General features: G+C 61.6%; 8 protein-coding genes, 2 pseudogenes and 2 riboswitches. Of the genes and pseudogenes, 4 read left to right on the plus strand and 6 right to left on the minus strand.

Annotated elements, in window-relative coordinates; translation table 11 throughout:
• Positions 1-7 precede the first annotated feature (7 nt).
• The 6 genes from H0P51_RS15845 to H0P51_RS15870 all read right to left on the minus strand — a co-directional run bounded on the left by H0P51_RS15845 (position 8) and on the right by H0P51_RS15870 (position 6,579).
• Positions 8-1,384, minus strand: coding sequence for a PPE family protein (locus H0P51_RS15845; RefSeq protein WP_180913760.1), 1,377 nt, complete (start codon positions 1,382-1,384; stop codon positions 8-10).
• Positions 1,385-1,953: 569 nt separating this feature from the next.
• A riboswitch (Fluoride riboswitch) is annotated at positions 1,954-2,016 on the minus strand.
• A gap of 792 nt (positions 2,017-2,808) precedes the next feature.
• Entirely contained in the window at positions 2,809-3,207 is a 399-nt protein-coding gene (locus H0P51_RS15850) for a winged helix-turn-helix transcriptional regulator (protein WP_180913761.1), read from the minus strand.
• A gap of 1 nt (position 3,208) precedes the next feature.
• A complete protein-coding gene (locus tag H0P51_RS15855; protein ID WP_180913762.1) occupies positions 3,209-3,634 on the minus strand; it encodes an acyl-CoA dehydrogenase C-terminal domain-containing protein in 426 nt (141 codons plus the stop codon).
• Between the two features lie 134 nt (positions 3,635-3,768).
• Positions 3,769-4,611 carry an SDR family NAD(P)-dependent oxidoreductase gene (locus H0P51_RS15860; RefSeq protein WP_180913763.1) on the minus strand — a complete coding sequence of 281 codons (843 nt, stop codon included), beginning with the start codon at positions 4,609-4,611 and terminating at the stop codon, positions 3,769-3,771.
• Between the two features lie 136 nt (positions 4,612-4,747).
• Complete coding sequence (locus H0P51_RS15865; protein ID WP_180913764.1) at positions 4,748-5,605, minus strand: SDR family NAD(P)-dependent oxidoreductase; 858 nt, start codon at positions 5,603-5,605, stop codon at positions 4,748-4,750.
• Positions 5,606-5,670: 65 nt separating this feature from the next.
• Positions 5,671-6,579, minus strand: a complete 909-nt coding sequence (locus tag H0P51_RS15870) for an alpha/beta hydrolase (protein WP_180913765.1) — start codon at positions 6,577-6,579, stop codon at positions 5,671-5,673.
• Positions 6,580-6,686: 107 nt separating this feature from the next.
• On the opposite strand from H0P51_RS15870, the gene H0P51_RS15875 reads away from it, so the two are divergent.
• The 4 genes and pseudogenes from H0P51_RS15875 (at position 6,687) to H0P51_RS15890 (ending at position 15,681) form a co-directional block, all read left to right on the plus strand.
• Positions 6,687-7,295: a TetR/AcrR family transcriptional regulator gene (locus H0P51_RS15875; protein WP_180913766.1), complete on the plus strand. Its 609-nt coding sequence runs from the start codon at positions 6,687-6,689 to the stop codon at positions 7,293-7,295.
• A 1,084-nt stretch (positions 7,296-8,379) separates the two neighbouring features.
• Positions 8,380-10,300: pseudogene (locus H0P51_RS15880) on the plus strand (APC family permease); the annotation flags it as partial.
• Between the two features lie 510 nt (positions 10,301-10,810).
• Positions 10,811-10,872: riboswitch (Fluoride riboswitch) on the plus strand.
• A gap of 530 nt (positions 10,873-11,402) precedes the next feature.
• Positions 11,403-13,391: pseudogene (locus H0P51_RS15885) on the plus strand (APC family permease); the annotation flags it as partial.
• Between the two features lie 355 nt (positions 13,392-13,746).
• Complete coding sequence (locus H0P51_RS15890) at positions 13,747-15,681, plus strand: NAD-binding protein (protein WP_180913768.1); 1,935 nt, start codon at positions 13,747-13,749, stop codon at positions 15,679-15,681.
• Positions 15,682-15,936: the final 255 nt, after the last annotated feature.

The raw sequence follows: 15,936 nt of genomic DNA on the forward strand, positions 1-15,936 counted from the left end.
CTCCTGCCTACGAACCGAGGAATCGTTGCTTACGCTGGGTCGCCTCCTCGGCGCTCACACATCCCGCCTCGGCGAGTTTGGCGAGCAGCGATTGCGCTCGCGCGGCAAGCGCGCCGAGTTCGGCGGCAATTTCGGCTACTGAGTCAGGCGGTGTCGGCGGTGCTGTTTCCTGGCGTTCAGGGCTCGGCACCCGGAGGCACTCATTTCCACGACCTTGAGTTGCGGTGGCGCCGACAGCCCGCCCGGCTAAACCGGCCAATGCCATGTCGGCGAACAGGTTGCCGGAACCAGCAGTGACCATCCCGGACGCGGCATCTACCGCCGTGATCGGTAGCGCATAGGCCATGGGTCGAAAAGCTGGTGCCGCCGTTGACCAACCCGACGGCACAGACAGCGCCCCGACTCTGGTTCCCAATCCCATATCGGCAGCCACCGTTACCGGCGTCGGGGTCAACGCGTCGGCCAGAGCGTTTGGGCCACCAAATATCCACTGGGGCACCATGGCACCGCCTGGGCCGTAACCGGTGTAAGGGCCCTTACCTTGGGCGTAATCACGGTCGGCATTGATCATGAAGCCTCGATATGACGTTGCCGCCGACGTGAATGACGCGGTAGCGCTGGTCGTCGACGCGGTGGCGCTGGTTGTCGCAATAGGAATATCGATCGCGGTCAGGGGGATGATAATCAATGTCAGAAGCGTGAGCAGTTCGGTGAGCGAGTCCGCCGGATCAGCAGCCGCCACTGCCGCCGGTGCCGCTGCAAGTCCCTGCAGTGCCTGGGGAACCGCCGACATCAGCTGCGGTCCGTTCGACGCAATGGCCTGTCCGGTCGCAGCGGATTGGCTAACCGGCCCGGCCGGTTCGGTAGTCGGCGAAGGAGCCGTGAACGGTGCCAACGTCGATGCGGCGGCCGACGAGCCCGCGTAACCGTACATTGCAGCCGCATCCTGTGCCCACATCTCCGCATAATCCGTTTCCGTAGCTGCGATGGCCGGCGTGTTTTGACCCAGGATGTTCGTGGCTATCAGCGCCATCAGCAGGCTACGGTTCGCCGCGATCACCGGCGGCGGCACCGTCATCGCAAACGCTGTCTCATATGCGATAGCCGCCGCGTTGGCCTGCGTGGCGGTTTGCTCGGCTTGCGCCGCAGTTGTTTTCATCCACGCGACATATGGTGCGACCGCTGATGCCATTGACGTGGCCGCGGGTCCCAGCCAGGATTCACTGGCCAGCCCTGAAACCACCGATTCGTAGGACGCCGCCGTCGAGGTGAGTTCGGCGGCTAGGGCATCCCACGCTCCCGCAGCGGCCAGCATTGGTCCCGACCCCGGACCGGCGTACATTCTCCCCGAGTTTACTTCGGGCGGTAGCGTCGCGAAATCCATTGTCTTGCCCTTTCTCTAGCCAGCGGCAGTGAGCGCGTTGATGCGCGACGAGGACGCGTAGGTACGTTCTCGGTGCGACAAAAAACGAGAGACGAACTGCGCCAACGTGAGTCACGCTCCATCGGCAAGCAGACCGCAGCGGCGTCAGGCTCGACGCCTGGTTGAACGCGGCGGACATGACGTCAGGGGCCGACTCCGCAGCAATCGCATCTCGGCCGCTCATCGCTGAACTGCTATCCGCCAAGTCCCTGGCCAGCGCCCTGAGTTACGTTGCGACACGCGACATCGACCGGTTGCCGATCGTATGGTTTGGATGCCGATGTGCGGTGGCGGGCAAGGCTGCTGGCCATCTTGCAAGGAGCGCAGCTGCCCGGCGAGAGACAGTCCGGCCGAGTGCAACCGGCCAACGAGAGATCGCTTGACGGCCTGCTGACAGCATCGCTGCGTGTTGTCAGCCCCGGACAACGCTCCTCGGCGGAATCGGCCGGACCGACGTCGCGAAGGATCTGTATTGATTCCGCTGACGATGACAATCGGTGTCACGGGCCCCCGCTTCTACCTCAAACATGCTTGCGGTAGAAGCCATCAGCCGGTGTCGGCGGTTAAAGGCGAGCCTCATCACCTGAACGTGATGTTAATGGTGGCTGAAGGTTTAGTTCAATGCAATGCGCTTAACTTGTGACGAAGCATCGCAGGGACGCCGACGCTTTTGACGGCACCTAGGTGCGCTTGTGCTGTCCAAGCAGTGCGCTCACGTGGCTCTTCTCTTACCTTGACCGGGCCGAGCCGTCGTTGATCAGCGTCAGCTGACCAGCACGTCGCAATGGACGGATGTTGGGCCGGACAGAGTTCACGCCGCGAGACCACCGATAGCTGGCGGGGCCGCTACCGCGCCGTTGGCGAAGCCGTAGTGACAAACGGCATGAGGATCGTCATAGTGGCTGGTAACGGTGGACTAACGGCGGCGATCATTGACGGGCTAGAAAGCGCTGGGTCGCACGTTGTCCGGATCGTCGGAGGTCGCCAGTACTTCCGACGACCTTGCCGATGCCGGCCTCGCCCAAGCGTAGGAGGTCCTGCGCACCGGCGACGACATGTGAAAAACATCGAAATCGCTTTTATTGCATAGAAAGCCAATCCCAACATCAATACATCGCTCGTGTAGCCAACGATGTGCTCCGCGAGGCACTCAACGACGATGACGAACTCGGCGCGCGACTTGACGTCGCAGAGCTCCCGTCGACGTCAATCGTTGAAGCATGCCTGGCGGCCTCTTCCCGCCCTAAGCCACGACCGAGCAACGGTTGCGCTGTCGACGTCGTGATCGGCGTGAGCCGCTCCTATTCGGGAGCATCGCCGATCTGAGTGAGGCCATGTAGCCCGGCATGGGGGATGCGGTGGGGTTCGACGACACCCCGCTGCGGTTACCTGCTTCTCGGTTCGGCAGGAGCGTAGTAAGTTCGCCGTGCCTCATCGATGAGTTCCATGTGGTTGTCGGCCCATTCCCGGAGCCCATCGAGCGTGGCGACCAAGGATCTCCCCAGCTCGCTCAAACGGTAGTAGACGCGGTTGGGAACGGAACCTGTTTCGGGCCGGCGCTGCACTAGTCCGTCTCGCACGAGATCGCGCAATGTTGCCGACAGCATTTTGCGGGATGCGCCCTTCGATCGCCGATGAAGCTCGCCATAACTGAGTTCTGTTGTACCGGTGAGCAGGTCGAACACCGTGGCGACCCACTTGTTGCTAATGCTGGCGAGGATCTCTTGTAACGGGCCGACTTCGGTGCGCAATGACACTAGTGGTGAAACGTCGACGCTAGCCATGTCAGAACACCGTGTCGTCGAGTTCCATGATCTTGCCGTCTCCGGCGTCGATGATGGCTTGGGTTGCCGCGAGTGCCGGCAGGACATTGCGGGTGAAGTATTGTGCGACAGCAATTTTCTCGTGATAGGAGTCGACATCGGATTCTGTGGCGCCAGCGTCGAGTTCGGTCAAAGCGATCTGAGCTTGATGCAGAAGCTGCCAGCCGACAAGCAGATCGCCGACGGCCGGCAGGAACCGGACCGCGCCCAGGCCCACTTTGTACAGTTCGGCGGGTTGTTCGTCGGCGGCAAGCAGGTGCGTGGACAGCGTCGCAGTTACGGCTTGGACGCCCTCGAGTGCCTTCTCGGTATCGAGGATCTTGCCGAGGTTCAGTACCTTGAAGAGGTTGAATTCGAGATCGCGGACGTTGCTCTTGTGGTGGCTCATGGGTATCCTTTCGCCGCTGCGTTTCAGTCGATGCCGGATGCGGAGTATTGCGAGGGGGGTTGGAGCTCAAGTTGTTTGGCGATGCGCAAATCCGCGGGAGCAACCGGTAGCGCTGACGGCGACGATCGTGGTAGTCATTTCTTGTTCTGTATGGCGAGCGCGATCGCGTTGCGAATGGTCGTTCGCGGGAATCCGAAGCGGTCGACGAACGGCCGGACGATGCCGGGGATGCGGGCCGTGACAGACAGCGCCTTCGGCGCAACGATCAGATCGGAGCGGTTCTCAATGCCGTCGACGATGGCGTCCACGACGACCTCGCGCGGAACCATTTTCCACAGGCCACTCTGGTTGCCTCCCCAGACGGTGCTGGCGGCGGGATCGGCGTGGACGTGTTCCATCATCGGGGTGGGGAAGAACGTGGGGTGAGCAGTGCCGACGCCCACGCCGGCATCGCGGAGCTCCAGTCGGGTGGAATCGGCGAACGCCCACACCCCGGCCTTGGCGGCGCAGTACGGGCCGTTGAGTGGTCCGTGCACGAAGGCTGCCATCGACGAAATGGCGAGCAGGTAGCCCTTGGTCTTCTCAACGTGGGGGACCCCGGCCCGAAAGGTGCGCCAAACTCCGTTGAGGTTGATATCGATCGCACGCTCGAAATCCGTGCCCTCCAGGTCCCACAGGGGTACCGCGGGCGGCGCGATCCCGGCGTTGGCGATCACGGTGTCGATGCGGCCGAAATGCTCTGCGGCAGCACTCATTGCCTGTTCGAGCGCCACGAGATCGCGGACGTCGGCGGTCCAACCGCGGACTACGGTTTGCGGTCCGAGTTTCGCGGCCTGCGCGTCGACCGACTCCAGCTCGAGGTCGACCAGGGCGAGGTTGGCGCCGCGCTCGCGCAGGGCTTGGGCGAGGGCGGTGCCCAGTCCGCCGGTGGAACCGGTGATGACGACGGTGCGTCCGGCGAGGTTGAATTTGGGCATCTGTGGCTTCCTTGATTGTGGCAGGAACGGGATGTCAGGAACGGTCGTATACGAGGAGGCGAGTTGGCCGGCGACGTTGACCTCGAACGCGTCGCCGAAGTCGATGCAGAACCACAGTCCGCCGCGGTGGCGAGGGTCAGATTTGGGTCGCGTGGTGGCGGCGCTCGATCTGCCGGATCAGGTCCTGGCTCGTGTGGTCACGGTCGAGAAGCGCATCTGTTAGTGGATTGACGATGCCTCGCAGGGCGGAGACAGCAGCCCACCAGCGCGGCGCGAACATGCGCGGTGCTCGTGTCTGCAAACCACGGACGAGCCCGGCGGCCACGACCTCAGGCTCGGAGAACATGCCAAGGGGCCCGCGAAATGCGTGGTTGAACAGCCGATTCAGCAGTTCGTCGTCCTGCGTGGAATGGGTGATCGGGGTCTTGGTCCAGCTGGGATACAGAACGCTGGCTGAGGCGCCGTGAGGGGCAAGTTCAGCGCGCAGACTGCGGGCGAGCATCTCGACTCCGGCCTTGGACGCTCCGTAGGCGGAGTTGAACACTGCATTGAGGAACGAGTAACCCGATCCGGTGATCACGACCTGACCCTTGTTCTCAATCACCTGCGCCAGGGCGGGCTTGATGGTGCGAATGACGCCGAGCAGGTCGACCTCAATGACCCGCTCATAGGTCGCCAGGTCGGCGGTCGCGAGCGTCACGGGTGGATCGTTAGAGATGCCGGCGTTGGCCCACACGATGTCGAGGCGGCCGAACTCTGCGACGGTCGCGGCGACTGCCGCGTTCATCTGATCGACGTCGGTGACGTCAGCGGCGAACGGAAGCGAACTGCCCGCCGGCAACTGGGCGGCGAGCGCGGTCACGGCATCGTCGGACAGGTCCACGAGAGTTACTTTGGCGCCTTTGGTGATGAGCATGCGCGCACTCGCGGCGCCGATGCCGCCGCTGGCTCCGGTGATAAGGATGACTTTTCCGGACAGGTCATAACTGGACATTGGATCTCCTCGGTCGTCGGTGGTGTGGAACTCGGTCGATGGGGGATGTTGTGGCAGGCAAGTTGTTAACTCGGTTGGACATTGGCGGGGACGTGGGTCTTGAGGAAGGCGAGCTGGTCACTGATGTTGCGCTCGAAGTGCTCGCCGACATAGATGTCGAAATGTCCTGCGTCGTAAAGCTTGATCTCGCCGTGGGGCGCCTCGGCGGCGTACTTCTGGGTCGGCTTGGCCGGCGCGACGGTGTCGCGTTCGCAGATGGCGAAGAAGATCGGGCAGGTAACGTTGCGGGCTTGGCGGCCGGGGAAGTGCCGGATGATGTCGAGGCCGAAGCGCGCGGCCACGTCGCCGGGAATGTTCTGCCCTTCGGGGATCAAGGCTTTCACACCGGCGACGCTGTCGGGGGTTGACATGAGCGAGGCCGATCCGGGTGGGCCGTAGCTGGGGACCATGACCGGGGATCGTCCGAACCGGGACCCGATGGCGTCCCGCAGGGCGAGGGCGGTCACCTTCACCGAACTGACCGGCGGGACGGCGACTGCGGAGGCGAAGCCGTCGGTGAACGGGCACTGCGCAATCGCGGCGGCGATGCGTTTGTCGTGGGCCGCTGTGATGATGACGTGGCCCCCACCGAAAGAGGTGCCCCACAAGACGACTCGGTCGGGGTCGATGCCGTCCAGGGTGCGCGCGTACGAGACTGCGGAGCGCCAATCCTCGAGCTGCTTGGTGATGTCGAGCAGTTGGCGCGGCTCGCCTGAACCGGCACCGAAGTGGCGATAGTCGAAGACCAGACAGGCATAACCAGCTGCAGTGAATCGCTCAGCGAAGGCATCCAGACGCATCTCCTTGACGCCGGCAAGGCCGTGCGCCATGACGAGTACAGGCCGGGACTGATCGGCGGAATGCTCCGCGGGCGTGTAGTACCAGGCGGCGCAGGTTCCGTCGCCTGAGGTGAATGTGAGGTCAGTTCGCGTCATGCGAGCAACTATATGGAATACATTCCATTATTGGAAGTCACTCCAATAGTGGTATGCATTACAATGAGGTGGTGAACGTTCCCGCACTATCACCAGGGGCTGGTTCGATGTCCAGGACCCAGCAACGAGCTGCCGCGAACCGTCGCGCCGTGCTGGACGCCGCACGGGAGATCATCGCCACCCAAGGCGTCGACGCCCTCACTCTCGAGGCCGTCGCCGAACGCGCCGATGTGGTCGTGCAGACCATCTACAACCGCGTTGGCGGGCGCTCAGCCGTTCTGACGGCCGTGGCCGAGCAGGCGCTCGAAGAGAGTCGTGCGTACATGGATCCGGCCTACGACGCCGACGGGGGAGCGGAGGACCGCATCTTGCTGGCCGCAGCGGCGTACGCGCGATTCGCTCGCGAACGTCCTCACGAGTTCCGGATTTTGGTCGAGCCGCCCAACGAACCCGACGCGGTCAAGCGCATCGCCGAGCTCACCCGCGTCCAAAACGCTCGCCTCGCCGATGTGATCCGTGAAGGCATTCAGGTGGGCGTCCTTCGTCCCGACCTCGATCCCGATGACATCGCCACCGCATTGTGGGCCGCTCTCAACGGCTTACTCGCCCTGGCATGGCGACCCGGAGGCCTGCACGCGAGCCCCGAAACAATCGACCGACTTCTCACCGCCTATATCGCCACCGTCACCGATGGCCTGCGGACCCGCCAACCGTAACGCGCCGAGACGGCGGTGTTGCGGCCTAACCCAAAGCCAGCCGGCTCGTGACGGTTAGCCCGACCAACGCGAAATCTCAACGACACTCGACAGACGCAGGGCAGGGCAGCGGGCCCATAGCGAATAGGGCCGGCACCAAAGGAGTTGGCTCTTATAAGGGCTGTTCACGTATGGGATCTGTATTGTAAACTCACCAATCAGACAACAGCGATGAAGCTCGCTACCGCACCTTTGCCCGGTCAGTCAGCTGGTCGAAGGAGCTAATGGCTTCTACCCCGTGAGTGCTCAAGCGCGATCGAGAGGGTAGAAGTCTCATGCGGAAGTCTGTACTCCTGCAAGATCTGCACACAATTTTGCTGGCTTCATTTGTCCTCTGCGCGGGTCCTTCACACAGACGGGCGCTACTCGCGTGCGACCGGCCGCTCAGCATCGTCGAGCTCTGTCGGGGTCTGTCGGGGCGGCTGCGCATGATCATTTACAGTGGCGACGGACCTAGCTGCGGTCACAAATCAGCTTGTCGCGTTAGACTTTTCGCTTAGACGTATGGGCGACCCATTGCACCATTCCGCAGATCGCCATGGCTTGTCCGCGCCGCCTGTTTCGCTCGCTCGCCAAGGAATTGCACTTGCGTACGCGGCGGTGCTGACGATTAAAACTAGGCGACGTCAGCCTGGGCTTGCGATACAGGTCCCTCGTCGTGGCGCCCGTGCGCCTTGCCCGGTGCATCTCGGCAGCAGGTCATTGGCTTGTCGCCGAGCATGCGCTACTCGAGCCACAAAACGGAACCATCCCGACACGGTAGAAGAGGATATCTACGACTACCGACGTCAATGTGTTGCGGACCCACCTGATGCGAAAGGTCGAAAACCTGCTCGGAGTTGTACTCGTAGGACACACACTGAGCCGTGAATGTACTGCTATCGAAAACAACTGCAAAACATGGCCTTTCATGGAAAATATCGCTCAGGTTCTGCCCAAGTGCGCAATCCGAGACACACCGCTGCCTGCGAGTTGTTGTTCGCCCGCCGCCCAGCTGCTATGCGAATGCTTTATTAAAACCAACGCCGGCGAGATGATGGAGCTGATGAATATGGTTGGCAGATGGCGGATATCGCCGTCGTTTTCTGATGTTTTCAAGCGACGTTTACTGGGTGAGCCACTGATCAGCGAGCAGCTGGAATCGGAGCGGCTATCGAATCACATTGCTCTCGGCGCGGTTTCACCGGATGCAATCTCTTCGACCGCGTATGGCCCTGAGCAGATAATGGTTGAACTGCTGCCGAACGCGGGGATGGCTGCTTTTGGGTTGCTGCTGCCGATCACTGGCGTCATCTTGTTCATACTGCTACTCGTGACGGCGTCCTATCGCCAGGTCGTGATGGCCTACGCCCGAGCCGGCGGCGCCTACATGGTGGCAAGGGACAACTTCGGGCCCCGTATCGCGCAAATTGCCGCAGCGGCCTTATTGATCGACTATGTGGTAACCGCCGTGGTGCAACCAGCTGCGGGGACGCTGGCAGTCGTGTCGGCGATACCGGTGTTGCGCCCTTATCACCTAGAAATCACTGTGGCGGTGGTGATCTTAATTTGTGTGGCCAATCTGCGAGGATTGCGGCAGTCGGGTCGGACTTTTGCGATTGCCACCTATACATTCGTCGTCATGATCGCGCTGACGATCCTGACCGGCCTCGTCCGTGAAGTCTTCTGGGGCCTGCCGCAGTACGATCCGCAGCACACTGTGGGCGGGGTTCCCGTTCACCAGGGCAGCGGACTGGTGATGGGTGCGACGATTCTGGTCCTGCTGCGTGCCTTCGCTAACGGTGGCACGTCGCTGACCGGTGTGGAAGCTGTCTCGAACACCGTCAATTACTTCCGCGAACCACAGGGCACCAACGCCCGTCGAGTGCTGACCGTGATGGCCTGTATCCTTGGGTTCTTGTTGGTCGGCGTCGCCTGGCTTGCCTACGCTACCCATGCCACCCCATATCTTGATGAATATCCATCGATGCTGTCCGAGATCGCTCGAAAGGTGTTCGGCCGCGGGGTGCTAGGGAACACCCTGTACTTTCTGGTGCAGGCATCCAGCGCGGCGATCCTGTTCGCCGGGGCGAACACCGGGTTCACTGGGTTTCCCGCATTAGCCAGTTTTGTTGCCGCGGACCGTTTCCTGCCACGGCCACTGACCAAACGAGGCCATCGTCTGAGGTTCTCCAATGGGATTATCACGCTGACCGTGTTGGCGGTGGTACTACTGATAATCACGGGCGGATCGGTAGTCGCCGTCGTACCGCTTTTCGCGATTGGGGTGTTCACCGCCTTTACGATGGCTGGCTACGGAATGGCCAAACACCATCTGACCCAACGTGATTACCGCTGGCGGTACAAGGTCGCGGTAAACCTGTCTACCGGGATACTTTCAACAATCGTGGTCGGCATTTTTGTGGTGGCCAAGTTCACCGAGGGTGCCTGGCTGGTAGTTGTCATCTTTCCAGTGTTGGTGTGGCTGCTGATACGGCTCAACAAGCAGTACCGCGCCGAGGCATCGGTGTTGGAGATGTCGCGCGCCAGTCACCCCGACGTGGCCGAGAGGCGACTTCGGGTGTTTGTGTTCGTCGATAGCGTCGATCTCGCCGAGATGGAGGCTTTGCATTACGGAAAGGAGTTGGGCGCCGGGGATCTGACCGCGGTGCATTTCGTGATCGACACCGAACATGCACAGCAATTGCAGGACCTCTGGGCGCAGTTCGAACATGACACTCCACTACGTCTTGTCGCTTGTCCAGATCGTCACCTGAGTTGGGCGGCACAAGAGCTGGTGCTGAAGGCTTTTGACGATCACCCCGACGTCAGGGTGACGGTTCTGTTGCCGCGGCGAACCTATTCGCCGCTGCTGGGTCGGCTACTGCATGACCGCACCGCCGATAAGATGGCTCGTGCCGTCAGCCGTATCCCGGGGGCGACCGCGATAATCGTGCCCTACGATGTCGGGTCCCGGATAACGCGGCTGGCACCCGAGGCGTTCCCGGAACAGATCAGGCCAGGTGCTAGTAAAGCGGCGGAAGACATTTCGCGCGTTGACGACGCTTAGGCCAGAATTTACAGTGGCCCGCGATTGCCTGTACAACATGTTCACCCAATTCATCCGCGACACCCCCGGACGGATGTACTACCGATAAGCGAGCCGCCGGAAGAGCCACCGAGAGGCCTTGCGCTGCCGTGAACGACGCGTCTTCGATGCCGTCCGCCACCAGATCTTGCGCGACGCGACAAGAGACGCGGGGGCCGGTCCGGCGGGGGACACATGGCGGGCGCCTCTAACGTGCAACGCGCTGGCTCACATTCACCAGCACGGCGGACAAGTCACTTACCATGCCAGCCGACCACACCCATACAACCGGCGCCCACGACGTTTGACATACGGACGCGCCGCTGGACGGCGGGACCCGGTCGCTGGCTCGCTGCCAAGTGCTTCCTCTATTTGGCTAGTTGCGTCCATTCTTTACGGTGCGTTAAAGTCTCGTTCAGGCGATGAAGCCCGCCGTAACCGCCAGCGCTGGCTAATGGCCTCTGCCCACGAGTGATTCGGGTAGAAGGCGGGTTGGCGATGAAAGCGGATAAGGGATGTGCCTTTTCTTCTAGTCCTAGCTCCGCACATTTTCGATGTAGCCTCAGCTCAGGCGCATTATCGGATTCTTTGCATCAGCACTGCAAGGTCGTCGACCCATCATCACCGCAAGCTCACCGACGTATTGATGCTCCGCCTTCGCGGGCATCATCCCGGATACTTCCCTCCGATGCTGTAGCAGAGCCGTTGGACGGCGGATCACCGCGATCGGCTGACCCGCAGGTGCAGCGGTCAGTCGATACGTTGACCTGCAACGGATTTCATTTGCTCAATGCGCACGGCGACACGTCGGCTCCACCCGTACCCCAACTAGGGCATGCGACCATGCGGGTAATTGCACGGGTCAATTCGCCTGCCGTGGCTTTCCGCCCCGTCGTGCCAAAAGCCACCGCGGCCATGCCGGATGGGGTGGCCGGCGTCGCCGGCACCTTGAGCGTAGACCACGACGACTCGACGATGCGATGTCGTTTTGGGCGGCCACCATGACGACTTGGGGGTACTCGCTGAGCACTGTTCGGATCGTTAATAAAAAGGATGTGGCCGTGACGAATGTGGCCGGCGAACACAGGGTATCGGTGTCTTTCTCGGATGCGTGTAGACGAGTTTTCCTCGGAAAGCCTATGCTCACCGACCAGCTACAGCACGAGAGGCTATCGAATCCCATCGCGCTCGGCGTGCTTTCACCGGATGCGATCTCGTCAACTGCCTATGGTTCCGAACAGGTCATGATCGAACTTCTGCCGGCGGCCGGGATGGCGGCGTTCGCGCTGCTACTGCCAATCACCGGGGTTATTTTGCTGATCCTGGTGTTGGTTACCGCGTCATACCGCCAAGTCGTCATGGTCTACACCCGGTCTGGTGGCTCCTATGTGGTGGCGCGGGACAACTTCGGGCCCAGGGTGGCGCAGGTTGCCGCGGCGGCGCTGCTGATCGACTACGTGGTCACCGTCGCGGTACAGTGCGCGGCAGGGACAGTGGCGGTGGTCTCGGCGATACCCGTACTGGGCCCTTGGGGGCTGGAAATCACCATTGGTGTGGTGTTGCTGATGTGTTTAGCCAACCTGCGCGGATTGCGGGAAGCCGGGCTGCCGTTCGCACTGCCCACCTATTTCTTCGTTGGTATGGTCTCGCTGACGATAGTGGTCGGCGTTCTTCGCGAGATCTTCTGGACGCTACCGCGATACGACCCCGAGCACATCGCCGGTGCGGTGCCGATCGGGCATGGCAGCGGCCTGATCATGGGTGCAACGGTGCTCATCGTGTTGCGCGCGTTCGCCAATGGCGGTTCGTCGCTGACCGGAGTCGAGGCGATCTCCAACACCGTCAATAGCTTCCGCAAGCCCGAGAGCCTCAATGCCCGCCGCGTACTGACCGTGATGGCCTGCATTCTTGGGTTTCTGTTAGCCGGCGTGGCCTGGCTTGCACACATCACGCATGCCGCTCCGTACGCCAACGGTTATCCATCGATGCTGTCTGAGATTGCCCGAGCGGTTTTCGGCAACGGGGCGGTCGGTAAGGTGTTGTATTTTCTGGTCCAGGCATCGACTGCGGCGATCTTGTATACCGGCGGCAACACTAGTTTCAACGGGTTTCCCGCGTTGGCGAGTTTCGTTGCCGAGGACCGTTTCCTGCCGCGGCCGTTGATGAAGCGTGGTCACCGTCTAGTGTTTTCGAACGGCATCATCACGCTCACCGCGCTCGCGGTGGCATTGTTGATTGTTACCGGCGGATCGGTCACCGCGTTGGTACCGTTTTACGCCATTGGCGTGTTCACCGGGTTTTCGATGGCCGGATACGGCATGACCAAACACCATCTCAGATGCCGAGTGCCCGGTTGGCGGCGCAAGCTGCTCATCAACCTGTCCGCAGGACTGTTATCGACGGTCGTGGTGGGCATATTCGCGGTGGCGAAGTTCACCGAAGGCGCCTGGCTGATCGTCATCGTCTTTCCCATTCTGGTATTCGCACTGATGCGCCTCAACCGCGAATACCGCGCCGAGGCCTCTGTTCTCGAGATGTCACGCACCGATCCTCCCGAGGTGGGAAAGTACGCCCGCCAACGGGTCTTCGTCTTGGTCGACGGTATCGACATCGCCCTGCTTGAGGCACTCCGTTACGGAAAGGAATTGGGAGCGCACGAGCTGATCGCGGTGCATTTTGTGTTGGATACGACTCAGGCCGCGCTGTTGAAGGAGCGCTGGAAGGACTTCGAGCAGGATATCCCGCTACGGCTGATCGCGTGCGAGGATCGCAATCTCACACGGGCAGCCCAAGATTTAGTGCGGAACACGATCAACGACTATCCAGACACCAAGGTGATCGTACTGCTGCCGCGTCGAACGTATGCTCCCGTGATGGGCCGGCTGCTGCACGACCGCACCGCCGACAAGATCGCTGGTGTGCTCAACCGTATCCCGGGCGTGATTGCACAAATCGTCGCCTACGATGTGGAATCCCGCATCGCCCAAGCCACTCGGGTCAGACGATGATGTCCACCCCGATAAGTTACTTCAGATTGGCGAAGGCCGATGCGTCATTGTGGTGCGTCGACAGAATCACTGATGTGCCATATTCTTTGGCGCATTCTCCCGACTACAGGGCCTTCGCTTGCGAACCTGACTGTTGGTGCGCAACTTTTCTCGGCGTCATCCGCGTGGCGGCGACTTGCCGTAGTCGATTGCCGCCTATGCCGTGGACCCACATTGTCAACAGTCCGCCGACCGAAGCGGCGTGAATTGTGCTCTACGACAAGAGGATAGCGGTTCACAACTCCGACCCGTAGTCGAGCGATACCGTGGCGCCACTGCCATGAAGAAGGAGTAGACGATGCCCCAGAGCGTCCGACGCCAGCGCGGAACCCGTTTAGCGGGGACAGCCACCGCATTACGCCGTCCTGCGCTCGGCGGAGCCGGGTTGTTACCACGACATCGAGGACAGGGGGCCAGGCGGATCTCGCGTCCGGCGGCCGAAGCTTTCCGTGGCGATGACGACACCAACACGGTCATCGTTTCCGGAACCGGTGGTCTGGCAGCGGCGATTACCGAAGGGCTGAACAGCGCGGGCGCGCGCGTTGTGCGGCTCGTTGATGACGAGGCCGACGATACCCCCGACGATCTGGCCGAAGCTGGTGTCTCCAACGCAACGGCGGTCGTGTGCGCTGGTGACGACGATGCCGTAAACCTCGAAGTCGCTTTGCTCGCGCGAGAAGCGAACCCAGATATCCGGGTCGTCACCCGCGTTGCCAACGACGTGTTGCGCGAGGCACTGACCGACGATGACGAGCCCGGCGCGATCTTCGATGTGGCCGAACTCGCGTCTGCATCCATTGTCGAGGCGTGCCTAGCGCGCACCACGCACGCAGTCACCGCGGCGGGGATCGAATTCGTGGTTTCAGGTGCCGAGGCCTCGCGCGAAACCACGCTGCGCGAGCTCTATGGTGATCTAGCGCCGGTCGCGGTGATTCGCGGCGAAAACTCACCGAGTCCCGGTAAAGAAGTGGTGTGCCCCGGGAGGGATCTGCGGGTTCACGCGGGCGACTGGGTAGTGATGATCGGCACCGCCGACGAGGTGGCCGCACGCGGCGTCAAGATTCCTCGGCCGACCACCACACGCTCGCGGCGGCCACTCATTCACCGTCTTGTCGACGGCGCACGCGCCTTGCGCAGCGATGTCAACCCGGCGTTCTACCCGATCATGACTGCGCTGCTGATACTCGTTATTGGCTCGACGGCCTTATTACACTTTACCTTTCAGGCCTCACCACCAATGTCATGGATCGACGCGCTGTACTTCACCGCCGAAACCATTACGACAACGGGCTTCGGCGATTTCAGCTTCCTTCACCAACACACCTGGCTACGACTGTTCGGTGTCATGATGATGTTGGGGGGCGTGATCAATACTGCCTTGCTCGTGTCGTTCATCGCCGACGTGCTGCTCTCACGCCGGTTTGTTTACTCGGCTGGACGACCCCGTGTTCGCCACCTTCGTAACCACATCATCGTCATCGGGCTCAGCGCACTCGGCACCCGTGTAGTGAGCGACCTCACCGCTGATGGTTACGACGTTGCAGTCATCGAGCGCGATGTCGACAATCGTTTCTTACCTTCGGTTATCGATCTCGACGTGCCAGTGATTTACGGGGACGCCACGCTGCGCCAGACTCTGCAATCGGCGCACATCGACCGGGCTCGCGCGGTGGCTGTGATGACGCGAGATGAAGTGGTCAACATCGAGACTGGCATCGTTGCGGCCAAGATGCTGGGGCGCCGATTATCACCGGCCACCATCCGGCCCGCTGTTCCGCTCGTGCTGCGGGTATACGACCGCGCTCTTGGTCGCGCGATCGCAAAACGATTCGGCTTCATCAACGTTCGCTCTACCGTCGAGCTGGCAGTTCCGTGGTTCATTAGCGCTGCAATCGGCCTAGAAGTACTGGGTACGTTTTCGATTGGGCAAAGCTCCTTTGTGGTCGGCGCGATGCACGTGGTCGCCGGCAGCGAACTCGACGGGATGCGCATGGTGGATTTATCCACGAGAACCCGGGTCATCGCAATCACCCGTCCGAACACACCGGTCCAACTACATCCCCGCCGTGACGCCCGTTTGTGCGGCGACGACACGGTCTATCTGATCGGCCCCTATCGCGAATTGCTTGAGACCCTCCGTAAAGGACAATTTGTGCAAAACCCAGATACTGATGCTGGCGGTCACCGCAGGATCCGACGCGGCCAGCGCTGGTCGACTCAGGCGGCTCAGTAAAGTCTCCGTACATTGTGAGCGTACTTCCCGAGGGAGTCACGGTTAATCACCTGGTGGTTGCCAGGAGCGTCAGGGTCCTGGTGTGGAAGAGGGGGGAGTAGACCCGGTCGGCATGGCCGACCTTCTGATCGCCCCCTCGCCGATGCCCATGACGTGACGCTGATCCACTACGCTGTCCGAGCGTCGCGAGTGGGATGCACTGGCGGCGATCGGTGTCGTGGCATCTGCTAAGGCCACGCACTCCGGCGGCCGGTT

Origin of the sequence: Mycobacterium vicinigordonae (assembly GCF_013466425.1) — a bacterium.
Classification (GTDB): Bacteria; Actinomycetota; Actinomycetes; order Mycobacteriales; family Mycobacteriaceae; genus Mycobacterium; species Mycobacterium vicinigordonae.

Excerpts from the sequence above, each read along its gene's own strand:
- H0P51_RS15845 (WP_180913760.1), bottom strand. The coding sequence starts at position 1,384 with ATGGATTTCGCGACGCTACCGCCCGAAGTAAACTCGGGGAGAATGTAC.
- H0P51_RS15850 (WP_180913761.1), bottom strand. The coding sequence starts at position 3,207 with ATGGCTAGCGTCGACGTTTCACCACTAGTGTCATTGCGCACCGAAGTC.
- H0P51_RS15855 (WP_180913762.1), bottom strand. The coding sequence starts at position 3,634 with ATGAGCCACCACAAGAGCAACGTCCGCGATCTCGAATTCAACCTCTTC.
- H0P51_RS15860 (WP_180913763.1), bottom strand. The coding sequence starts at position 4,611 with ATGCCCAAATTCAACCTCGCCGGACGCACCGTCGTCATCACCGGTTCC.
- H0P51_RS15865 (WP_180913764.1), bottom strand. The coding sequence starts at position 5,605 with ATGTCCAGTTATGACCTGTCCGGAAAAGTCATCCTTATCACCGGAGCC.
- H0P51_RS15870 (WP_180913765.1), bottom strand. The coding sequence starts at position 6,579 with ATGACGCGAACTGACCTCACATTCACCTCAGGCGACGGAACCTGCGCC.
- H0P51_RS15875 (WP_180913766.1), top strand. The coding sequence starts at position 6,687 with ATGTCCAGGACCCAGCAACGAGCTGCCGCGAACCGTCGCGCCGTGCTG.
- H0P51_RS15890 (WP_180913768.1), top strand. The coding sequence starts at position 13,747 with ATGCCCCAGAGCGTCCGACGCCAGCGCGGAACCCGTTTAGCGGGGACA.